21 protein-coding genes and 1 riboswitch are annotated in these 20,141 nt (G+C 66.5%); of the genes, 20 read left to right on the forward strand and 1 reads right to left on the reverse strand.

The window, feature by feature from the left end; all coding sequences use genetic code 11:
- Window positions 1-7 precede the first annotated feature (7 nt).
- From CCOS191_RS06635 to CCOS191_RS06660, 6 genes are all read left to right on the forward strand, one after another.
- Window positions 8-1,063, forward strand: a complete 1,056-nt coding sequence (locus tag CCOS191_RS06635) for a DUF2066 domain-containing protein (RefSeq protein ID WP_046854534.1) — start codon at window positions 8-10, stop codon at window positions 1,061-1,063.
- A gap of 12 nt (window positions 1,064-1,075) precedes the next feature.
- Window positions 1,076-2,149, forward strand: a complete 1,074-nt coding sequence (locus CCOS191_RS06640; protein WP_046854535.1) for an AI-2E family transporter — start codon at window positions 1,076-1,078, stop codon at window positions 2,147-2,149.
- Between the two features lie 197 nt (window positions 2,150-2,346).
- A complete protein-coding gene (gene hda, locus CCOS191_RS06645; RefSeq protein WP_031314897.1) occupies window positions 2,347-3,051 on the forward strand; it encodes a DnaA regulatory inactivator Hda in 705 nt (234 codons plus the stop codon).
- Between the two features lie 125 nt (window positions 3,052-3,176).
- A complete protein-coding gene (locus CCOS191_RS06650) occupies window positions 3,177-3,812 on the forward strand; it encodes a C40 family peptidase (RefSeq protein ID WP_046854536.1) in 636 nt (211 codons plus the stop codon).
- A 146-nt stretch (window positions 3,813-3,958) separates the two neighbouring features.
- A complete protein-coding gene (locus CCOS191_RS06655) occupies window positions 3,959-4,492 on the forward strand; it encodes a C40 family peptidase (RefSeq protein WP_046854537.1) in 534 nt (177 codons plus the stop codon).
- A gap of 110 nt (window positions 4,493-4,602) precedes the next feature.
- On the forward strand, window positions 4,603-7,167 hold the full coding sequence (locus CCOS191_RS06660) for a dermonecrotic toxin domain-containing protein (RefSeq protein ID WP_046854538.1): 2,565 nt from the start codon (window positions 4,603-4,605) through the stop codon (window positions 7,165-7,167).
- 26 nt (window positions 7,168-7,193) lie between these two features.
- Here the strand turns inward: CCOS191_RS06660 and CCOS191_RS06665 are convergent, their stop codons facing one another.
- A complete protein-coding gene (locus tag CCOS191_RS06665) occupies window positions 7,194-7,772 on the reverse strand; it encodes a hypothetical protein (protein ID WP_046854539.1) in 579 nt (192 codons plus the stop codon).
- Window positions 7,773-7,921: 149 nt separating this feature from the next.
- A riboswitch (cobalamin riboswitch) is annotated at window positions 7,922-8,132 on the forward strand.
- 112 nt (window positions 8,133-8,244) lie between these two features.
- Between CCOS191_RS06665 and cobO the strand changes: the two genes are divergently transcribed.
- The 14 genes from cobO to CCOS191_RS28505 all read left to right on the forward strand — a co-directional run bounded on the left by cobO (window position 8,245) and on the right by CCOS191_RS28505 (window position 20,128).
- The gene (gene cobO / locus CCOS191_RS06670; protein WP_046854540.1) at window positions 8,245-8,856 is read left to right on the forward strand and encodes a cob(I)yrinic acid a,c-diamide adenosyltransferase; all 612 of its coding nucleotides are present in this window, start codon (window positions 8,245-8,247) and stop codon (window positions 8,854-8,856) included.
- Window positions 8,853-10,148, forward strand: coding sequence for a cobyrinate a,c-diamide synthase (locus tag CCOS191_RS06675; protein ID WP_046854541.1), 1,296 nt, complete (start codon window positions 8,853-8,855; stop codon window positions 10,146-10,148). Before cobO ends, CCOS191_RS06675 begins: the two co-directional genes overlap by 4 nt.
- On the forward strand, window positions 10,145-10,795 hold the full coding sequence (gene bluB, locus CCOS191_RS06680; RefSeq protein WP_046854542.1) for a 5,6-dimethylbenzimidazole synthase: 651 nt from the start codon (window positions 10,145-10,147) through the stop codon (window positions 10,793-10,795). The genes CCOS191_RS06675 and bluB overlap by 4 nt, the downstream gene beginning before the upstream one ends.
- Window positions 10,792-11,700: an adenosylcobinamide-phosphate synthase CbiB gene (gene cbiB, locus CCOS191_RS06685; protein WP_046854543.1), complete on the forward strand. Its 909-nt coding sequence runs from the start codon at window positions 10,792-10,794 to the stop codon at window positions 11,698-11,700. Before bluB ends, cbiB begins: the two co-directional genes overlap by 4 nt.
- Window positions 11,693-12,685: a threonine-phosphate decarboxylase CobD gene (cobD, locus tag CCOS191_RS06690; protein ID WP_046854544.1), complete on the forward strand. Its 993-nt coding sequence runs from the start codon at window positions 11,693-11,695 to the stop codon at window positions 12,683-12,685. The genes cbiB and cobD overlap by 8 nt, the downstream gene beginning before the upstream one ends.
- Window positions 12,682-14,136, forward strand: coding sequence for a cobyric acid synthase (locus tag CCOS191_RS06695; RefSeq protein ID WP_046854545.1), 1,455 nt, complete (start codon window positions 12,682-12,684; stop codon window positions 14,134-14,136). Before cobD ends, CCOS191_RS06695 begins: the two co-directional genes overlap by 4 nt.
- Window position 14,137: 1 nt before the next feature.
- Window positions 14,138-14,659, forward strand: coding sequence for a bifunctional adenosylcobinamide kinase/adenosylcobinamide-phosphate guanylyltransferase (gene cobU / locus CCOS191_RS06700; RefSeq protein WP_046854546.1), 522 nt, complete (start codon window positions 14,138-14,140; stop codon window positions 14,657-14,659).
- Window positions 14,656-15,711: a nicotinate-nucleotide--dimethylbenzimidazole phosphoribosyltransferase gene (gene cobT / locus CCOS191_RS06705; protein WP_046854547.1), complete on the forward strand. Its 1,056-nt coding sequence runs from the start codon at window positions 14,656-14,658 to the stop codon at window positions 15,709-15,711. Before cobU ends, cobT begins: the two co-directional genes overlap by 4 nt.
- The gene (gene cobC, locus CCOS191_RS06710; protein WP_046854548.1) at window positions 15,708-16,277 is read left to right on the forward strand and encodes an alpha-ribazole phosphatase family protein; all 570 of its coding nucleotides are present in this window, start codon (window positions 15,708-15,710) and stop codon (window positions 16,275-16,277) included. The genes cobT and cobC overlap by 4 nt, the downstream gene beginning before the upstream one ends.
- Window position 16,278: 1 nt before the next feature.
- On the forward strand, window positions 16,279-17,010 hold the full coding sequence (locus CCOS191_RS06715; protein ID WP_046854549.1) for an adenosylcobinamide-GDP ribazoletransferase: 732 nt from the start codon (window positions 16,279-16,281) through the stop codon (window positions 17,008-17,010).
- A gap of 94 nt (window positions 17,011-17,104) precedes the next feature.
- Complete coding sequence (locus CCOS191_RS06720; RefSeq protein WP_046854550.1) at window positions 17,105-18,295, forward strand: glycoside hydrolase family 5 protein; 1,191 nt, start codon at window positions 17,105-17,107, stop codon at window positions 18,293-18,295.
- Between the two features lie 42 nt (window positions 18,296-18,337).
- Complete coding sequence (locus CCOS191_RS06725) at window positions 18,338-18,742, forward strand: MarR family winged helix-turn-helix transcriptional regulator (RefSeq protein ID WP_046854551.1); 405 nt, start codon at window positions 18,338-18,340, stop codon at window positions 18,740-18,742.
- A gap of 64 nt (window positions 18,743-18,806) precedes the next feature.
- Window positions 18,807-20,009 (forward strand): MFS transporter, encoded by a 1,203-nt coding sequence (locus tag CCOS191_RS06730; RefSeq protein ID WP_046854552.1) that lies wholly within the window; start codon window positions 18,807-18,809, stop codon window positions 20,007-20,009.
- Entirely contained in the window at window positions 20,006-20,128 is a 123-nt protein-coding gene (locus tag CCOS191_RS28505) for a hypothetical protein (protein WP_269451408.1), read from the forward strand. Before CCOS191_RS06730 ends, CCOS191_RS28505 begins: the two co-directional genes overlap by 4 nt.
- The last annotated feature ends 13 nt before the right edge of the window (window positions 20,129-20,141 follow it).

Here is a 20,141-nt window from a genome sequence, read left to right on the forward strand (position 1 = left end):
ATCCTCAATGCGTCTTCTCAATTTCCTTGCTGGCGGCTGCCTTGTCGTGGCCGGCACCCTCGCGCAGGCCGAAACCGTCTCGGGCCTGTATCAGGTTCGCGAGCCCGTCGAAGGGCAGGGCAGCGAGGCCCGCGCCCAGGCGACCGGCAAGGCGCTCGACACCCTGGTGCTGCGCCTGACCGGCGATCCCAAGGCCGCGCAGAACCCGGCACTGGCCGCGCTGCGCAAGGACCCGCAACAGATCATCAACCAGGTCGGCACCGAGGCAGGCCCACCGGAGTCGGTGCTGGTCGAGTTCGACCCCGGCAGCACCGAGCGCGCCCTGCGCCAGGCCGGGTTGGCATTGTGGGGCAGCAACCGGCCGTCGGTCCTGGGCTGGTGGTTGAACGACAGTATCGAGGGCAGCAGCCTGGTCGGCGATGGCCAGAGCGCCGCCGAGCCATTGCGTCGGGCTGCCCAGCATCGCGGCCTGCCCCTGCGCCTGCCATTGGCCGATCTGCAGGAGCAATTGGTGGCCAATGCCAAGCTGCTCGAAGGTAACGACCCCGCGCCGCTGCGCGAGGCGTCCGAGCGCTATGGCGCCGACGCCTTGCTGGCGGTGCACGCCCATGAGGCCGACGGCAAGTGGCAGGGCAAGTGGCAGTTGTGGCTGGGCGACCAGCGCGAACAGGGCAACGCCGAAGGCAGCGACCAGGCGGCCCTGGCCGATGCGGTGCTGCTGGCGGTGAGCAACCGCCTGGCGCCGCGTTATGTCACGCGGCCCGGCGCCAGCAGCGACCTGCAGGTACAGGTGCAGGGGATGAACCTGCAGCGTTACGCCGAACTGAGCCGGGTACTGGAGCCTTATGGCGCCCGCTTGCAGATGGCTGAAGGCGGCACCTTGACCTACCGGGTCAGCGGCAATCGCGAGCAACTGCGCGCCCAACTGGGCCTGGCCAAGCTACAGGAGCTGCCTGCCGAGCCAGCCGCCGCCCCGCCTGCGCCGAGCGCGCAAGGCGATACCGGCACACCGCCGCCCACCACTGCCGCAACGCCGTTCGACGGCCTGCGCTTTCGCTGGTAAGGAGTGGCGCGAATGACTGACATGCGTCGTTGGATCTGGCTGGGCGCGGCCCTGGTGATCGCCGTGCTGCTGTACTTCCTGCACAACATCCTCTCACCGTTCCTGGTGGGCATTCTGCTGGCTTACCTCGCCGACCCACTGGTCGATCGCCTGGAGCGGCTCGGGCTGTCGCGCACCTGGGGCGTGGTGGTGGTGTTCAGCCTGTTCACCCTGATCTTCCTGGCCCTGCTGCTGGTGCTGGTGCCGATGCTGGCCAAGCAGCTGCTGCGCCTGTACGAGCTGGCGCCGCAGATGCTCGACTGGCTGCAGCACGTGGCGCTGCCCTGGGTGCAGAGCCGCCTGGGCCTGGCGGATGGCTTCTGGAAGTTCGACAAGATCAAGGCCGCGATCGGCGAGCACATGGGCCAGACCACCGACATCGTCGGCGTGCTGCTGTCCCAGGCCACCGCCTCCAGCCTGGCGCTGATCGGCTGGCTGGCCAACCTGGTGCTGATCCCGGTGGTGGGCTTCTACCTGCTGCGCGATTGGGACTTGATGATGGCCAAGCTGCGCAGCCTGCTGCCGCGCCAGCGCGAGCCGCAGGTGGTGGGGCTGGCCGGCGAGTGCCACGAGGTGCTCGGGGCGTTCGTGCGCGGGCAGCTGCTGGTAATGCTGGCGTTGGGCGTCATCTATTCCTCGGGGCTGATGCTGGTGGGCCTGGAGTTGGGCCTGCTGATCGGCATGCTGGCGGGGCTGGCGGCGATCGTGCCGTACATGGGCTTCATCATCGGCATCGGCGCAGCGCTGGTCGCCGGGTTGTTCCAGTTCGGCGGCGACCTCTATCCCATGCTCGGTATCGTCGCGGTGTTCATGGTCGGGCAGGCGCTGGAGGGCATGGTGCTGACGCCACTGCTGGTGGGCGACCGCATCGGCCTGCATCCGGTGGCGGTGATCTTCGCGATCCTGGCTGGCGGTGAGCTGTTCGGCTTTACCGGGGTGCTGCTGGCGCTGCCGGTGGCGGCGGTGATCATGGTGCTGCTGCGCCATGTCCACGACCTGTACAAGGAATCGGACATGTACGCCGGGGAAATAGACCCGGATCTGTGAGCGATCACGGGGCAGGCCCGCTCCCATGCCTGGAGTCTTGAACACTCGGGGGCGTGGGAGCGGGCCTGCACCGCAACGCAACTGCTTGATTTTACTTGTGCTATTCCCCTGCCGGATTGTGCCGCCCGCGTTGCGGGTATAGACTTTGCACACTGTTCATCAAAGGCCCCCTGTGGTCCCCGCGACCGCCCGCGAGCATGAAACCGATCCAGTTGCCCCTGGGTGTGCGTCTGCGCGACGACGCCACCTTCATCAACTACTACCCCGGCGCCAATGCCGCGGCACTGGGCTATGTCGAGCGGCTCTGCGAAGCCGACGCCGGCTGGACCGAAAGCCTCATCTACCTGTGGGGCAAGCAGGGCGTGGGCCGTACCCACCTGTTGCAGGCCGCCACCCACCGCTTCCAGCAACTCGGCGAGCCCGCCGTGTACCTGCCCCTGGCGCAATTGCTCGAGCGTGGCGTCGAACTGCTCGACCATCTCGAGCAATACGAGCTGGTATGCATCGATGATCTGCACGTGATCGCGGGCAAGGCCGACTGGGAAGAGGCCATGTTCCACCTGTTCAATCGCCTGCGCGACAGTGGCCGGCGCCTGCTGCTGGCAGCCTCCAGCTCGCCGCGGGAGCTGCCGATCAAGCTGGCCGACCTCAAGTCGCGGCTGACTCTGGCGCTGATTTTCCAGATGCGCGGGATGTCCGACGAGGACAAGCTGCGTGCCCTGCAACTGCGTGCCTCGCGCCGCGGCCTGCACCTGACCGACGAGGTCGGCCACTTCATCCTCACCCGTGGCACGCGCAGCATGAGCGCGCTATTCGACCTGCTCGAGCGGCTCGACCAGGCTTCCTTGCAGGCCCAGCGCAAGTTGACCATTCCATTCCTCAAGGAAACCCTCGGCTGGTAGCGCTGAAAACACGGTGCCAGAGCGTCGAATCGGAAAAGTCACATGTTTTTCGATAAAATTTGCAAATGGGTCCGATAGAAGGCATAGTTTCCCCCTTCTAAAGGACTACAGACACGGTCGTGCCCATGCTGAAGCGCTTCGCACCCCTCGTGCCACTTGCACTTGTCACCCTTCTTTACGGCTGTGCCTCCACCGGCTCGGTCGCGCCTTCGCAGGATCAACGCATGGCCACCGAGCAATCGGTCAAGGCCAAGGCCTCTACCTCTTCCGTATTCGCCGAGGAAGAGCTGGCCAGCGAAGATGACCTCGAGGCATTTTCCAGCAACAGCAAGCCGTACCAGTTGCCCGTGCTGGCCGACAGCATTCTCGAACGCGGCATGGCGCTGATCGGTACCCGCTACCGCTTCGGTGGTACCTCCGAGAAGTCCGGCTTCGACTGCAGCGGTTTCATCGGCTACCTGTTCCGCGAAGAGGCCGGCATGAACCTGCCGCGCTCGACCCGCGAGATGATCAACGTCGACGCACCGAAAGTCGCGCGCAACAAGCTCAAGCCCGGCGACCTGCTGTTCTTCAGCACCAACGGTCGTGGTCGCGTCAGCCACGCCGGCATCTACCTGGGTGACAACCAGTTCATCCATTCCAGCAGCCGCCGCAGTGGTGGCGTGCGCATCGACAGCCTGGGCGATCGCTACTGGAGCAAGACCTTCATCGAGGCCAAACGCGCGCTCGCCATGGCGCCGACCACGATCTCGCGCAATTGAATTGATATCAAAATGCTGTACCCTGCCACGGCGGCGTAGCTGAAAAGCTCGCCGCCGTGCGCATTTACAGAAAGCAGCTAATCTAAATCCTCAACTCTTTTTACCTTCGGCCAAGGCCGGGGGCTTCCCGACAGGACGTTTGCATCATGGCGATGTTGGCGCGCTTCGCATTCCTCTCCCTCGTGGCCCTGCTCGCGGCCTGTTCCAGCCGGGCGCCCGCTCCGGCACCGATGGCCAAAGCCCCAGTGGTGTTCAACCCTGCGCCGTCATCGCCCGCGGCGGACGATGTGCTGTTCCGCGCCATTGGCCTGGTGGGCACGCCCTATCGCTGGGGCGGCAACACGCCGGACGCCGGTTTCGATTGCAGCGGCCTGATTGGCTACGTGTACCGTGACGCCGCCGGCATCAACCTGCCGCGCACTACCCGCGACATGATCGTGATGCGTGCGCCGAACGTTGACATCAACGCCCTGCAGTCGGGCGACCTGGTGTTCTTTGCCACTGGCGGTGGCTCGCAGGTGAGCCATGCCGGGATCTACGTGGGCGAGGGGCGTTTCGTGCATGCACCGTCCGCTGGCGGTACCGTGCGCCTGGACTACCTGTCCAGCAGCTATTGGGCCAAGGCCTACCTGCAGGCCAAGCGGGTGATCCCGGCGGGGCATCTGGCGCAGAACCCTTGACCAGGCAGGCGGGCCCTTGATCAGGGTCCCCAACACTATCCTTCTACCGCTCCTCCCTGCGCTGCGCCGATCAGGATGTTCGTCCGATAACGACATCCTCGGAGCGGTTAATGAGCACTATCAAGGAGCGGGTCGAGCGCAGCCTCGATGCACTGGACACAGGGCGGCCGCTGGCGGCCCTGGTGGACGAGATTGTCCGCCAGTATCCAGACCCCTTCATACTGGCAAATCGGGAGGCTGCGCGCCTTCTGCTCAAGCACACCGGCAAGGTGATGGATCCGCGCTTTGTCTGGTGGCATCAGTTCGAGAGCGGCAGCAGTAGCCCGCTTACCTTCAACGGCTGGAAGCATTCGGGGGCACCGGTCAAGTCGATGGGGCTGGCCGAGTTGGTGGTCGAGCGCTTCGATGTGCAGTTCCAGGATGCGCCTGACCAGTTGGATCAAATCGGAGGCTTCTACCGGCAGGGCGCCCGAGTCGCCCAGTTCGATGAGCGCAATGAAGTTCACTTGTTGGGGCGTGAGATCCTGGATGACTTGTGGGCGCTGGATTTCGCCGAGGTCTATCGGGCCGCGATCGAGCGATTTTGGTCCGACTATGGCCGGCATTTCAGGGTCATCGCCAAGATCAATCTGCTTGGACAAGCCGCCAAGGCCCTGGGCCGCGGTCTGATTAGCCAGCTCGACTGTCAGCGTCTGCGGGCGGTCGCCGCGAATGGCCTGACGACGGGGGTACTGCCAACCCTGGCGTTGTTGGAGCAGGACGCGACCCACCCGCCGTTGACTGTCAGCCGCTATGTCTTTGGCGAAACCGACCGCGGTAGTTTGTACCGGCTGACGGCTGCGGATGGGCGCGTCGTGCTGTACATGCCGTGGTCACATGAGGCCGTGCGGGGGTTCGATTCCGAACTGACCATGGCGCGCTGGCTGCGTCAGCATCTGCAATCTACCCAGGCGCAGCAGGCATTTGTCGAGGGGGCACATGTCAATCCGCGAGATGACTCCGGCAGGAGGCTGATCAAGGTGCACCTGCAAGGTATTGCCGACAGTCGCTCCGACGAGATGGCCGTCGTCGCACTCTCCTTGTTCAAACGTGAGCCGGGCAAGGCGTTGTTCGAGGTACTGGTCGACCAGGTCTTGATCGAGATGCGCCAGACTGCCGAAGTCATCCAGAGCAATGCTGCACTACGCAAGGCGATGTGGCAGGGGTATCTGTCGGCGTTCCTCAAGGTGTTCGGTGGCTTTGCGCCGTTGGGGTGGCCCATGAGTCTGACGCTGCTGGGGGCTGGCGTTGGCAAAGTGGGGCTGGATGTGGACGCCGCGGTACATGCCGTTGACGAGCAGGTACGTCAGAGTGCGCTGCGCGATGCCATGCTCGACAGCCTGTTTACGGCGTTGAACATGGTAGATATCGGCTTCACCACAAGCTTCGGCTCACTGGCTTACGAAGCGCCGCCCCATGAGATCAGGGCATCGCTTGGGCAATGGCAGAGGGTTCGCAGTGCCACCCTGCCGGTTGAAGGGCAGGAGGCCAACGCGCTGGTAGCCGGCGAAGTGGTGCAAAGTGGCCGTTTGCGTGGTGTACGCTTGGGCAATGATGGTAGTTGCTGGATTACCCTCAATGGCTTGAACTATCGGGTGCGCTACAGCCATGAGCTCTCCGTCTGGCTGATTGTGCCGCAGGACAACCCTTTCGCTTTTACCGCGTTGCATCCGGTACGGCTGAGTGACCAGGATGAATGGGAACTGCTGGAGCCGCCACGGTTGCTCGGTGGTGCGCCCGCGGTAGCAGCCGAACTGCCGAGCCTGCGCTCGGAGTTTTGGGATACCTATTGCCGGACCGAGCTGTGGGAGAGCGCCAAGCTGTCGACCAAGGCCATCGTGCGGCAAAAAAACGTGTTGGTTGGCGCGGGTGTTGTCGAGCTTGCGCCTGGCCAGGTGTACGACCTGGATGCTCGTGGTCTGCCTTGCGTGCTGCGCGCGGGCAGGCCGGTATATTCCTATCGTCGGGGAAGGCAGTTCTCCAACGCATTGATCGAGGATTACACCCACGAGGCATCAAAGGTCAACGATGTGTTCCGCTATGGCACTTACGCGCATCCGGACATGGATGACTATATCGGACGTCTTGCCGACACTTTGGAAGCGCTGCCTGCGAACAACGCCGTCACACTGTATCGCGGAGGTCACGCGACGCGGGGGACGGGTGGAGAGGGTTATCGCAGCGGACGCCTGCAGGTGGGCGATATGCTGGTCAACACTGACCTGAGCTCCTTCACCGAAAACCCTTACAAGGCCTGCGAGTTCGCGTCGACTGGTAGCGGTGAAGAAGAGGATGGGGAAATCCGCGGGTTCGATGACAGCTCGGTGATTTTCGAATTACCGGCGCAGCGCTACCAGGGTGGTAGACCGATCAGCCCGTTCTCGATCTACCCGATGGAGGCTGAAACCCTTTTTCTGCCGGGGCGCTACTTCCGCATCGAGAGTTTGCAGCAGATATATGGAGAGGGCTATCGGTTCGTTCGTGTGCAGCTTGCCACGGTGCCCGAGCCCGGCACGGCAATCGTGCATGACCTGCGGACCGGTCAGCCTTTCAATAGGGATATCTACCGCGCACGTTTCAGGAACCAGGCGGTGGCGGACCGGTTCATCCCTGCCGCCGGTGGTGGCCAGCGTTGAGGTGAGGTTACCCGTTGCGGATCGCCCTAGCCCTGCTTGAGCAGCAGCGCCACACCGGGGAAATACTGCCCCAGCTCGTTGTGCAGCTTGCGATAGGCATAAGGGAAGTACCAGGCAATCGCGCAGGCGGTGTGTTTCTGCAGGTCATCGACCAGGTCCTGCAGCTCCTCGGGGCTGGCGTGCTGGCCGGCCTTCCACGGGGTGACGAACAACGCTCCGGCCTTGAGCTGGCTGGCGTAGGCGATCGCCTTGGCCTGGTTGGCGGCTTCCTGCAGCGCCGGCGCCAGGTCCAGGCGGGCAATGCGTGGCCAGCGCTGGCTGGTGTGCAGGTGGATCGACTCCTCGGCGCTGCTGATGGCCAGGTCGCCACGGGCTTCGCGCTCGCCTTCGTCGCGCTGCTTCTTGCTGGTGTACTGCTGCAGCGCCACCAGCTCGGCCTGCCAGGCGGCGGCCGCGAGTAGCCCGGCATTGGCGGCGGCGCCGTGCCAGTAAGGGGCTTCGTTGTCGCCCTGGAACTGGTTGAAGCGGTCGATGCAGTCGACCCAGCGTTCCAGGGCCGGGCGCAGGAATTCCAGGCGCGGGTTGTTGATGATCAGGCCTTGCATGCTGCGCTCCTTGTCATTGTGATCGAGGTCAGCCGAAATGGTGGCTATGTGATATCACTGCTTTGAGTGTGGCACAAGCTGGCGAATCGGCCATTGATCCAGGCCAGATCGGTCCTCGTTCGATTGACGCTCCCTGTGCAACCCTCTAACCTTCGCGGCGTGTTTCAGGTGCCCGACGAACCGAGGTTCGGCAGGGTGAAACTGGGAAGCCGGTGGGCGCCAGCAGGCGCGAATCCGGCGCTGCCCCCGCAACGGTAGGTGAGTAGAAGGCTGCGCAGGGACACTAGTACCCGGAAGGGCGCGTGGCCCGGGCATGTCCCGCTCGCGAGCCCGGAGACCGGCCTGTCACTGCCAACGGCATCACGGAGGGTGATGTGCGGTGCGATGTGGCCTGGGGCCACGGCCCCTGCGCGTTCTCCGTCTGCCCGCCTTTTCCCTGTCGCCAACCGGCGACAGCCTGCGGAGACCCCTGATGAGCGAATCCACCGAACGCGACGAACGTCACCTGGCGCGCATGCTGCGCAAGAAGGCGATCATCGACGAGCGCATCGCCAATTCCCCCAACGAGTGCGGCCTGCTGCTGGTACTGACCGGCAATGGCAAGGGCAAGAGCAGTTCGGCCTTCGGCATGCTCGCCCGCGCCCTGGGCCATGGCATGCAATGCGGCGTGGTGCAGTTCATCAAGGGCCGCAACAGCACCGGCGAAGAGCTGTTCTTCCGCCGCTTCCCCGAGCAGGTGCGCTATCACGTGATGGGCGAGGGCTTCACCTGGGAGACCCAGGACCGCCAGCGCGACATCGCCGCCGCCGAGGCCGCGTGGGCGGTATCGCGCCAGTTGCTGCAGGATCCGTCGATCCAGTTCGTGGTACTCGATGAACTGAACATCGCCCTCAAGCATGGCTACCTCGACCTCGACCAGGTGCTCTCGGACATCCAGGCCCGCCCACCGATGCAGCATGTGATCGTCACCGGCCGTGCAGCCAAGCCGGAAATGATCGAACTGGCCGACACCGTCACCGAGATGGGCATGCTCAAGCACGCCTTCCAGGCCGGTATCCGCGCACAGAAGGGCGTCGAGCTGTGAGTGACTCGCGCCAATGCCCCGCCGTGCTGATCGCGGCCCCGGCCTCGGGCCAGGGCAAGACCACGGTCACCGCCGCCCTGGCCCGCCTGCACCGCAACCTCGGGCGCAAGGTGCGGGTGTTCAAGTGCGGGCCTGACTTTCTCGACCCGATGATCCTCGAGCGTGCCAGTGGCGCGCCGGTCTACCAGCTGGACCTGTGGATGATCGGTGCCGAGGAGAGTCGTCGCCTGCTGTGGGAAGCGGCGGGCGAGGCCGACTTGATCTTGATCGAAGGCGTGATGGGGCTGTTCGACGGCACGCCGTCGAGCGCCGACCTGGCCCGCCATTTCGGCGTGCCGGTGCTGGCGGTGATCGATGGCACGGCCATGGCCCAGACCTTCGGCGCCTTGGCCCTGGGCCTGGCGCGTTACCAGCCCGACCTGCCGTTCGCCGGGGTGCTGGCCAACCGGGTTGGCAGCCTGCGCCACGCGCAGTTGCTCGAAGGCAGCCTCACCGAAGGCCTGCGCTGGTATGGCGGGTTGTCCCGCGAGCGTGGCATCGAGCTGCCCAGCCGCCACCTGGGCCTGGTCCAGGCCAGTGAACTCAATGACCTGGATGCGCGCCTGGATGCCGCCGCCGAGGCGCTGGGTGCCAGCTGCGATGCCGCATTGCCGCCACCGGTCGGTTTTGCCCGACCTGAGCCACTGGGCGTGACCACGCCGCTTGCCGGGGTGCGCATCGGGGTGGCCCACGATGAAGCCTTCGCCTTCACCTATGGCGCCAACCTGGATCTGCTGCGCAGCCTCGGCGCGCAGCTCGAATTCTTCTCGCCGTTGCATGATCGGAAACTGCCTGATGTAGACAGCCTGTACCTGCCAGGCGGCTACCCGGAGCTGCACCATCAGGCCCTGGCCGCCAACACGCCGATGCTGGAGGCGATCCGTGGCCACCACGCCGAGGGCAAGCCGCTGCTGGCCGAATGCGGCGGCATGCTCTACCTGCTCGACGCTCTGACCGATGTGGCCGGTGTGCGTGCGCCGCTGGCAGGCCTGCTGCCGGGCGAGGCGACCATGCAGAAGCGCCTGGCGGCCCTGGCCCTGCAGGCCGTCGAGTTGCCCGAAGGCACCCTGCGTGGCCACACCTATCACCATTCGCTGACCAGCACTGAGCTGCAACCGATTGCCCGGGGCCTGAGCCCCAACGGCGGACGCGGCAACGAGGCGGTCTATCGCCTGGGGCGGCTGACCGCTTCCTACGTGCATTTCTATTTTCCGTCCAACCCCGACGCGGCGGCGGCGCTGTTGCGACCATGAGCGAACACGCGTACAGCGCCGTTGAACGCGCGGCGATCTACCGGGCCATCGGTGAGCGCCGCGACATGCGCCATTTCGCCGGCGGCGAGGTAGCGCCCGAGTTGCTGGGGCGTCTGCTGGCCGCTGCTCACCAGGCCCCCAGCGTGGGCCTGATGCAGCCCTGGCGGTTCATTCGTATCAGCCAGCGCGGTTTGCGCGAACGTATCCAGGCGTTGGTGGAGGAGGAGCGGGTGCGCACAGCCGAAGCCCTGGGCGAGCGCTCCGATGAGTTCATGAAGCTCAAGGTCGAAGGCATCAACGACTGCGCCGAGGTGCTGGTGGCAGCGCTGATGGACAAGCGCGAGGCGCATGTCTTCGGCCGCCGCACCCTGCCGGAGATGGACCTGGCTTCGCTGGCCTGCGCCATTCAGAACCTGTGGCTGGCGGCGCGGGCCGAGGGGCTGGGCATGGGCTGGGTGTCGCTGTTCGAGCCGCAGGCCCTGGCCGAGCTGCTGGGCATGCCCGCAGGCGCCAAGCCCATGGCGGTGCTGTGCCTGGGGCCGGTGACCGAATTCTACCCGGCGCCGATGCTGGTGCTCGAAGACTGGGCTGAGCAACGGCCGTTGAGTGACATGCTGTACGAGAACCATTGGGGGGAATGCCCATGAGCGTGGCCTTGCTGACCGTGGCCGGCGTGGCCCTGGATGCACTGCTGGGTGAACCGCGGCGGCGCCATCCGCTGGTGGGCTTCGGCAACCTTGCCGCGCGCCTGGAGCAGCGCTTCAACGCTGGTGGCCGGGGCTGGCGCAGCCACGGTGTCACGGCCTGGTTCCTGGCGGTGGTGCCGCTGACCTTGCTGGCGCTGATCCTTTCCTGGCTGCCTGTTATCGGCTGGATGGTGGACGTTCTGGCACTGTACTGCGCCCTCGGCCTACGCAGTCTGGGCGAGCATGTGCTGCCGGTGGCCCAGGCGTTGCGCCAGGGCGACCTGGAGGAGGCGCGGCGGCGCGTCGGTTACCTGGTCAGCCGCGAGACCCGCGAACTGGATGAGCCTGCCGTGGCCCGGGCGGCCACCGAGTCGGTGCTGGAGAACGGCAGCGATGCGGTATTCGCCGCGCTGTTCTGGTTCGTCGTGGCCGGGGCGCCGGGGGTGGTGCTGTACCGCCTGAGCAATACCCTGGATGCCATGTGGGGCTATCGCAACGAACGTTTCGAGCGCTTCGGCTGGTGCGCGGCACGCATCGACGATGGGCTGAACTATATTCCCGCCAGGCTGGTGGCGCTGACCTATGCCCTGCTGGGCAAGACCCGCCTGGCCCTGGCCTGCTGGCGCAAGCAGGCGCCGCTGTGGGACAGCCCCAACGCCGGCCCGGTGATGGCGGCGGGGGCCGGTGCCCTGGGGGTGGAGCTGGGTGGCCCGGCGGTGTACCACGGCGAGCTGCACGAACGCCCGCGCCTGGGCGAGGGGCCGATGGCCGACGCTGATGCCATCGAGCGTGGCTGGAGCCTGGTGCAGCGCGGCGTGTGGCTGTGGGTGCTATTGATCTGCGTGGGAGCCTACCTGAATGCTTGAGCACGGTGGCCGCCTGCTACGGGCGGTGAAACAGTACGCGATCCCTCGGCACCAGTGGCTCGACCTGTCCAGTGGTATCGCGCCCTGGCCCTACCCGATACCACCGATTCCCGTGGACGCCTGGGCTCGACTGCCCGAGACCGAGGACGGTCTGGAGGCGGCTGCACGGCGCTACTATGGCGCGCAGCCGCTGCTGGCGGTGGCCGGCTCGCAGGCGGCGATCCAGGCTTTGCCGTACCTGCGTCCGACCGCTCGGGTCGGGGTGCTGACGCCATGCTATGCCGAACATCCGCATGCCTGGGCGCGGGCGGGGCATGCGCTGGTCGAGCTGGATGAGGCCCAGGTCGAGGACGCACTCGACAGCCTGGATGTCCTGGTGCTGGTCAATCCCAACAACCCCACCGGTCGCTGTGTGCCCCGTGAGCGGCTGCTGGCCTGGCATGCGCGTCTGGCTGCGCGGGGTGGCTGGTTGTTGGTGGACGAAGCCTTCATGGACAACACGCCGGCACACAGCGTGGTCGATCAGGCCGGACAACCCGGGCTGATCGTGCTGCGCTCGTTCGGCAAGTTCTTCGGTCTGGCCGGCGTGCGGCTGGGCTTCGTCGTCGCCGAGGCGGATGTGTTGCGGCCACTGGCCGAGGCGCTCGGGCCCTGGACCGTCAGTGGCCCGACCCGGGTGCTGGGGCAGGCGTGCTTCGCCGACGAGGCGACGCACCTGGCGCAGATTGCCCGTTGCGCCCAGGCCAGCCAGCGCCTTGCCATGACGCTCGAAGGTGCTGGCCTGCCACCTAGCGGTGGCTGCGACCTGTTCCAATACGTACGTGACGAACGTGCCGCGCACCTGCATGACTATCTCGCTCGCCGGGCCATCCTGGTGCGGCTGTTCGAGCGGCCGTCGGCGCTGCGCTTCGGCCTGCCCGCCACGGCGGCGGACGAGCAACGCCTGGCCCAGGCCCTGGCGGACTATCACAAGGAATCGGCATGACCACCCTCATGGTGCAAGGCACCACCTCCGATGCCGGCAAGAGCACGCTGGTCACCGCCCTGTGCCGCTGGCTGCTGCGCCAGGGCATCGCCGTGGTGCCATTCAAGCCACAGAACATGGCGCTCAACAGCGCCGTGACCGCCGACGGCGGCGAGATCGGTCGCGCCCAGGCGGTGCAGGCCCAGGCCTGCCGGCTGGCGCCGCACACCGACATGAACCCAGTGCTGCTCAAGCCCAACAGCGACACCGGCGCCCAGGTGATCGTCCATGGCCGGGCGGTGACCAGCATGAACGCCGTGGCCTATCACGACTACAAGACCATCGCCATGCAGGCGGTGTTGGCCTCCCACGAGCGCTTGAGCGCAGCCTATCCGGTGGTGATGGTCGAAGGTGCTGGTTCCCCGGCGGAGATCAACCTGCGTGCTGGTGATATCGCCAACATGGGCTTCGCCGAGGCCGTCGACTGCCCGGTGATCCTGGTGGCCGATATCAACCGGGGCGGCGTGTTTGCCCATCTGGTCGGCACCCTGGAGCTGCTGTCGGCGAGCGAGCAGGCACGGGTCAAGGGCTTCGTCATCAACCGTTTCCGTGGCGACATCGCCCTGCTGCAACCTGGCCTGGACTGGCTGGAGCAGCGCACCGGCAAGCCGGTGCTGGGCGTGCTGCCCTACGTCACCGACCTGCACCTGGAGGCCGAGGATGGTATCGATACGCGCCAGGGCGAAAAGAGTGAGCGCCTACTGAAGGTGATCGTCCCGGTGTTGCCGCGCATCAGCAACCACACCGACTTCGACCCGCTGCGCCTGCACCCTCAGGTGGACCTGCAGTTCATCGGCCCGGGCCAGCCGATTCCGCCAGCCGACCTGATCATCCTGCCTGGCTCCAAGAGCGTGCGCGGCGACCTGGCGCAACTGCGCGAGCGCGGCTGGGACACGGCCATCGCCCGGCACCTGCGTTATGGCGGCAAGCTCATCGGCATCTGCGGTGGCCTGCAGATGCTCGGCGAGCAGGTGCATGATCCCCTGGGCCTGGAGGGGCCGGCCGGCTCCAGTGATGGTCTGGGCCTGCTGGCGTACAGCACCGTGCTGGAATCCGAGAAGCAGTTGCGTAACGTGGCGGGCACGCTCGATCTCGAGCAGGCCCCGGTGGCGGGGTATGAAATCCATGCCGGCGTCACCAGCGGGCTGGCGCTGGAGCGCCCCGCAGTGCAACTGGCCGATGGCCGTGCCGATGGCGCCATCAGCGCCGACGGGCAGATCCTCGCCACCTACCTGCATGGCCTGTTCGAGGGTAGCCAGTCGTGCGCCGCGCTGCTGCGCTGGGCCGGGCTGGCCGATGCGCAGACCATCGACTACGAGGCCCTGCGCGAGCGCGATATCGAGCGCCTGGCCGACCTGGTCGAGCAGCACCTGGACACCGCGCGCCTGCGCGAACTGTGTGGAGTCGCCTGAAATGCACAGCCTGATCCTTGGCGGCGCCCGTTCGGGCAAGAGCCGCCTGGCCGAGCAACTGGCCGAAGCCAGCGGCCTGCCGGTGACCTATATCGCCACCAGCCAGCCGCTGGACGGCGAGATGAATGAACGCGTGCGCTTGCACCGTGAACGGCGTCCGGCCCATTGGGGGCTGGTGGAAGAGCCCGTGGCGCTGGCCGCCGTGCTGCACGCCGAAGCCGCCGAAGGGCGCTGCCTGCTGGTGGACTGCCTGACCCTGTGGCTGACCAACCTGCTGATGCTCGAGGATGACCAGCGCCTGGCGCAGGAGCGCGACGCGCTGCTCGCCAGCCTGGCGCAACTGCCGGGCACGATCATCCTGGTCAGCAACGAAACCGGCCTGGGCGTGGTGCCCATGGGCGAACTGACCCGCCGTTACGTCGACCTCGCAGGCACCTTGCACCAGGCCGTGGCCGAACGCTGCCAGCGCGTGGTGCTGACCGTCGCCGGTCTCCCTCTCATGCTCAAAGGACCAGCCTTATGACCCCGATGTGGTGGCGTGACGCCTGCCAACCCCTCGACACCGCCGCCATGGACCAGGCTCGCGCCCGTCAGCAACAGCTGACCAAACCGGCCGGCTCCCTCGGCCAGCTCGAAGGCCTGGCGGTACGCCTGGCTGGCTTGCAGGGGCGCGAGCGTCCCAGCCTGGAGCGGGTCGCCATCACGATCTTCGCCGGCGACCATGGCGTGGTGGAGGAGGGCATCTCCGCCTATCCGCAAGCGGTGACCGGGCAGATGCTGCGCAACTTCGTCGGCGGTGGCGCGGCGATCAGCGTGTTGGCGCGCCAACTGGATGCTCAACTGGAGGTGGTCGACCTCGGTACCATCGACCCGACGCTGCAACTGCCCGGTGTCCATCACCTGAATCTTGGGTCCGGCACCGCCAACTTCGCCCGCCAGCCGGCGATGACCGACGCGCAGCTGGCGGCGGCGTTGCAGGCCGGCCGCGACAGTGCCCTGCGCGCGCTCGACAACGGCGCCCAGCTGTTCATCGGCGGTGAAATGGGCATTGGCAACACCACTGCCGCGGCCGCGCTGGCCAGTACCTTGCTGGGCTGCCCGGCGCGTGAGCTGAGCGGCCCGGGCACCGGCCTGGACAGCGCCGGCGTGCGCCACAAGGCCGAGGTGATCGAGCGTGCCCTGGTGCTGCACGGCCTGCGCGCCGACCAGCCGCTGCAGGCATTGGCCTGTGTCGGCGGCTTTGAAATCGCCGCGCTGGCGGGTGCCTACCTGGCCTGCGCCCAGCACGGCGTGGCGGTGCTGGTCGACGGCTTCATCTGCAGTGTCGCCGCCCTGGTGGCGGTGCGCCTCAACCCGCAATGCCGCCCGTGGCTGCTGTTCGCCCACCAGGGCGCCGAGCCAGGCCACAAGGCCCTGCTGGCGGCGCTGGAGGCCGAGCCGCTGCTGGCCCTGGGGCTGCGCCTGGGCGAGGGCAGCGGCGCGGCGCTGGCGGTGCCGCTGATTCGCCTGGCCTGCGCCCTGCACGGGCAGATGGCGACCTTTGCCGAGGCCGCGGTGGCGGATCGTCCGGCATGATCCTCGAGCTGTTGCGCCATGGTGAGACCGAGCTCGGCGGTGGCCTGCGCGGCAGCCTCGACGATGCCCTTACCGAAAACGGCTGGGCGCAGATGCGTCAGGCCACCGTCGCTGCCGGCCCCTGGGATGTGCTGGTGAGCTCGCCGTTGCAGCGTTGCGCGGCGTTTGCCGAAGACCTGGGGGCACGGATCAACTTGCCGGTGCAGCGTGAGGCGGGTGTGCGCGAGCTGCATTTTGGTGACTGGGAAGGGCAGAGCACCGCCCAGATCATGCAGGCCGACGCCGATGCCCTGGGGCTGTTCTGGCGTGATCCTTATGCGTTCACCCCACCTGCGGGCGAGCCGGTGCTGGCCTTTGCCGAACGAGTGCTGGCCGCGGTCGAGCGTCTGCACCGCGAGCATGCCGGCAAGCGGGTGCTGGTGGTGACCCATGGCGGGGTGATGCGCTTGCTGCTGGCGCGTGCGCGCGGGCTGCCACGTGAGCAATTGTTGCAGGTCGAGGTCGGCCATGGCGCGCTGGTACGCCTGGCTGTGGCTGAAGACGGTCAGTTGCGCGAGGTGCGCTGAGATGCTGCCGTTCTGGATTGCCCTGCAGTTTCTCAGCAGCCTGCCGGTGCGCCTGCCGGGTATGCCGGCGCCACAGGAAATGGGGCGTTCGCTGCTGTTCTATCCCGTGGTGGGGCTGCTGTTCGGTCTGTTGCTGTGGCTGGCCAGCCAGCTGCTGCATGGCGTGGCGGCCCCTCTGCATGCGGCCTTGCTGCTGGCGCTGTGGGTGTTGCTCAGTGGCGCGCTGCACCTGGATGGCCTGGCCGACAGCGCCGATGCCTGGCTGGGTGGGTTCGGCGACCGCGAGCGCACCTTGCAGATCATGAAGGACCCGCGCAGCGGGCCGATCGCCGTGGTCACCCTGGTTCTGGTGTTGTTGCTCAAGTTCTGTGCCCTGTGGGTACTGGTCGAGCGGGGGGCTGGCGGCCTGCTGGTGCTGGCACCGGTGGTGGGGCGCGCGGCGATGCTGGGGTTGTTCCTCGGTACCCCCTATGTGCGCCCCGGTGGGCTCGGGTCGGCACTGGCCGAGCATCTGCCGCGGCGCGGCGCCGCGTGGGTGTTGCTGGGCAGCGCGGCACTCTGCGTGACGCTGGGCGGCTGGCCGGTGCTGTGGGTGTTGCTGCTGGCGGCAGTGGCGTTCACCTGGTTGCGCCGGTTGATGTGCCAGCGCCTGGGAGGGACTACCGGGGACACCGCCGGGGCACTGCTCGAGTTGCTGGAACTGGTGGTGGTGCTTGGCCTGGCATTGCAGTAGGCAACGCCTGAAAAATCCTGCGGGAAAAAGCGGAAATCCTTACCCGGCACTTGTTCTATCCTCGTGCGCTCGCCCACTACCAGGAATGCCTCGCATGCACCACTGGATCCTCGCCGGCCTGCTTGTGCTCGCCGGCATGCCCGCCAGCGCCGCCGAGCTGATCGACTTCTGGGATACACCGCGCCATGGCGGCAACAGCTTCAATCGCCTGCCCCCGGACCAGGCCTACTTCGACGCCCTGAAAGGCTACGGTGCCAGCTGGGTACGCCTGTCGTACGACAAATGGCAGCCGGCCAAGCGCGATTTCCTGTTGGGCAATGCCGACGATTACCAGGGCCTGGCCGCCAGCGACCTGCGGCAACTGGTCGAAGTGCTCGACCGCGCCCACGCCGCGGGGCTCAAGGTAGTCATCACGCCACTGTCGCTTCCCGGCATGCGCTGGGCGCAGAACAATGACAATCGTTTCGATGACCGCCTGTGGCAGGACAAGCGTTTCTGGGCCCAGGCCGCGCGTTTCTGGCGTGACGTTGCCCTGGCGCTCAAGGATCACCCGGCCATCGCCGCCTACAACCTCGTCAACGAGCCTGCGCCTGAGAAGCAGGGTGGCCTGGCCGAGCATGCCGACCTCGAGCGGATGAAACAGTGGTACGCCCGCGAGCAGGGCGGGCCGCGTGACCTGCCCGCGCTCTATCGGCAACTGTTGGCGGCAATCCGCGAGGTCGATGGCAAGACGCCGGTGATGGTCGATGCCGGCTGGTACGCCGCTGCCGACGCTTTCGGCTACTGGCCCGCGGCGCTGGAGGACGAGCGCGTGCTGTACAGCGTGCACATGTACGAGCCCTATGCCGCCACCAGTGCGCCGAACCTGGCCCGCCGCCAACCATACGCCTACCCGGGGCCGGTACCGTTCGCCGGGAAGACACAGCAGTGGGACGCCGGCCAGGTCGCGCGCTACCTGGAAAAGTCGGTGGATTGGGCCGCTGCCATCAAGCTGCCGCGTTCGCGACTGGTGGTTGGCGAGTTCGGTTGCATGCGCCGCCTGCCCGGTTGCCGGCAATACCTGGAGGACGTGCTCACGGTGCTTGACCGCCAGCAGTTGCATTGGGCGTTCTACAGCTTCCGCGAAGACAGCTGGGACGGCATGGACTACGAACTGGGTTCGGCCAAGGTGCCCTGGCGATACTGGCAGGCGATCGACAAGGGAGCGCCTGACCCACTGGTGCGCAAGGCCACAGCGGAGTTCGAGCCGATCCGTCGGCGTCTGCAGCCCGGAACCACCCCTTGAAATGTCTTGCAACGTCGTTGATGCGGGTATATACACGTATCCATGCTGAACAGTGAATGCATCTGTACCCATCTACGTCGTGCCGCCCGTGGGGTGAGCCGGCATTACGACGAGGCCCTTGTCGGCTTCGGCATCAATGTCGCCCAGTTTTCCCTGCTGCGTCATGTCCAGCGCCTCGACCGCCCCAGCATCACTTGCCTGGCCGAGGCCATGGGCCTGGAGCGCAGCACCTTGGGCCGCAACCTCAAGGTGCTCGAGGCCGAGGGCTTGGTGCGGCTGGCCGACGGAGAAGACCAGCGCAACCGTGTGGTGCTGTTGAGTGAGGCGGGCAGGGCATGCCTGGATGCCGCCTACCCGGCCTGGCAGCAGGCTCAGGAGCAACTGGTGAAGCGGCTGGGTGAGGGGCAGCGCGACGAATTGGTGCGCTTGCTGGAGCAACTTGCCTGATACACGACGATTAAAAGCGGGTATATACCCGCATCAACCTTGTGATGGGCTGGAGACAACGACAATGACTTCCCTTTGGCGGAGCAGCGGTTGGGTACTTCTGGGGGCGGCGCTGATCCTCGCGCTGTCGCTGGGGGTGCGGCATGGTTTCGGCCTGTTCCTGGCGCCGATGAGCGCCGATTTCGGCTGGGGCCGCGAGGTATTCGCCTTCGCCATTGCCCTGCAGAACCTGATCTGGGGCCTGGCCCAGCCGTTTACCGGGGCCTTGGCCGATCGCCTGGGCGCGGCCAAGGTGGTGATCATCGGCGGCATTCTCTACGCAGTCGGGCTGGCGATGATGGCCTTTGCCGATTCGGCCTGGTCGCTGTCGCTCAGTGCCGGCCTGCTGATCGGCATCGGCCTGTCCGGCACTTCGTTCTCGGTGATCCTTGGCGTGGTCGGCCGCGCCGTGCCGGCGGAGAAGCGCAGCATGGCCATGGGCATCGCCAGCGCCGCCGGCTCTTTCGGTCAGTTCGCCATGCTCCCAGGCACCCTCGGCTTGATCCAGTGGCTGGGCTGGTCGACAGCCTTGCTGGTACTGGGCTTGCTGGTGGCCTTGATCGTGCCGTTCGTGGGCATGCTGCGCGACCGCCCGCTGCCCAGCCATGGCGCCGAGCAGACCCTCGGCCAGGCATTGCGTGAAGCGTGCGCGCATTCCGGTTTCTGGTTGCTGGCGCTGGGCTTTTTCGTTTGTGGTTTCCAGGTGGTGTTCATCGGCGTGCACCTGCCGGCCTACCTGGTCGACCAACACCTGCCGGCGACTACCGGCACCACCGTGCTGGCGCTGGTCGGCCTGTTCAACATCGTCGGCACCTACACCGCGGGCTGGCTGGGTGGGCGCATGTCCAAGCCGCGCCTGCTGACCGGCCTGTACCTGCTGCGTGCCGTGGTCATCGTGCTCTTCCTCTGGGCGCCGGTGACCCAGTTCAGCGCCTACCTGTTCGGCATCGCCATGGGCCTGCTGTGGCTGTCCACGGTACCGCTGACCAATGGCACCGTGGCCACGCTGTTCGGCGTGCGCAACCTGTCGATGCTCGGTGGCATCGTGTTCCTGTTCCACCAACTGGGCGCCTTCCTCGGCGGCTGGCTGGGCGGCGTGGTGTATGACCAGACCGGCAGCTATGACCTGGTGTGGCAGATCTCGATCCTGCTCAGCCTGCTGGCCGCGGCGCTCAACTGGCCGGTGCGCGAACGCCCGGTCGCCCGCCTGCAGGCCCAGGCGGCATGAACCGCTTGTTGGGGCGCGGCCTGCTTCTGGTTGCTGCAGTGCTGCTGTTGGCGCTGGTGTGGTGGGGCTGGCACAAGGGCGGGCTGGCACTGATGCAGTTGGGCATGAGCCTGTGTTAAGCGCTACCCTGCA

It is taken from the genome of Pseudomonas sp. CCOS 191 (assembly GCF_001007005.1).
GTDB lineage: Bacteria > Pseudomonadota > Gammaproteobacteria > Pseudomonadales > Pseudomonadaceae > Aquipseudomonas > Aquipseudomonas soli.

Coding starts and splice junctions, on each gene's coding strand:
- CCOS191_RS06635 (WP_046854534.1), top strand. CDS start 8: ATGCGTCTTCTCAATTTCCTTGCTGGCGGCTGCCTTGTCGTGGCCGGC.
- CCOS191_RS06640 (WP_046854535.1), top strand. CDS start 1,076: ATGACTGACATGCGTCGTTGGATCTGGCTGGGCGCGGCCCTGGTGATC.
- hda (WP_031314897.1), top strand. CDS start 2,347: ATGAAACCGATCCAGTTGCCCCTGGGTGTGCGTCTGCGCGACGACGCC.
- CCOS191_RS06650 (WP_046854536.1), top strand. CDS start 3,177: ATGCTGAAGCGCTTCGCACCCCTCGTGCCACTTGCACTTGTCACCCTT.
- CCOS191_RS06655 (WP_046854537.1), top strand. CDS start 3,959: ATGGCGATGTTGGCGCGCTTCGCATTCCTCTCCCTCGTGGCCCTGCTC.
- CCOS191_RS06660 (WP_046854538.1), top strand. CDS start 4,603: ATGAGCACTATCAAGGAGCGGGTCGAGCGCAGCCTCGATGCACTGGAC.
- CCOS191_RS06665 (WP_046854539.1), bottom strand. CDS start 7,772: ATGCAAGGCCTGATCATCAACAACCCGCGCCTGGAATTCCTGCGCCCG.
- cobO (WP_046854540.1), top strand. CDS start 8,245: ATGAGCGAATCCACCGAACGCGACGAACGTCACCTGGCGCGCATGCTG.
- bluB (WP_046854542.1), top strand. CDS start 10,145: ATGAGCGAACACGCGTACAGCGCCGTTGAACGCGCGGCGATCTACCGG.
- cbiB (WP_046854543.1), top strand. CDS start 10,792: ATGAGCGTGGCCTTGCTGACCGTGGCCGGCGTGGCCCTGGATGCACTG.
- cobD (WP_046854544.1), top strand. CDS start 11,693: ATGCTTGAGCACGGTGGCCGCCTGCTACGGGCGGTGAAACAGTACGCG.
- CCOS191_RS06695 (WP_046854545.1), top strand. CDS start 12,682: ATGACCACCCTCATGGTGCAAGGCACCACCTCCGATGCCGGCAAGAGC.
- cobU (WP_046854546.1), top strand. CDS start 14,138: ATGCACAGCCTGATCCTTGGCGGCGCCCGTTCGGGCAAGAGCCGCCTG.
- cobT (WP_046854547.1), top strand. CDS start 14,656: ATGACCCCGATGTGGTGGCGTGACGCCTGCCAACCCCTCGACACCGCC.
- cobC (WP_046854548.1), top strand. CDS start 15,708: ATGATCCTCGAGCTGTTGCGCCATGGTGAGACCGAGCTCGGCGGTGGC.
- CCOS191_RS06715 (WP_046854549.1), top strand. CDS start 16,279: ATGCTGCCGTTCTGGATTGCCCTGCAGTTTCTCAGCAGCCTGCCGGTG.
- CCOS191_RS06720 (WP_046854550.1), top strand. CDS start 17,105: ATGCACCACTGGATCCTCGCCGGCCTGCTTGTGCTCGCCGGCATGCCC.
- CCOS191_RS06725 (WP_046854551.1), top strand. CDS start 18,338: ATGCTGAACAGTGAATGCATCTGTACCCATCTACGTCGTGCCGCCCGT.
- CCOS191_RS06730 (WP_046854552.1), top strand. CDS start 18,807: ATGACTTCCCTTTGGCGGAGCAGCGGTTGGGTACTTCTGGGGGCGGCG.
- CCOS191_RS28505 (WP_269451408.1), top strand. CDS start 20,006: ATGAACCGCTTGTTGGGGCGCGGCCTGCTTCTGGTTGCTGCAGTGCTG.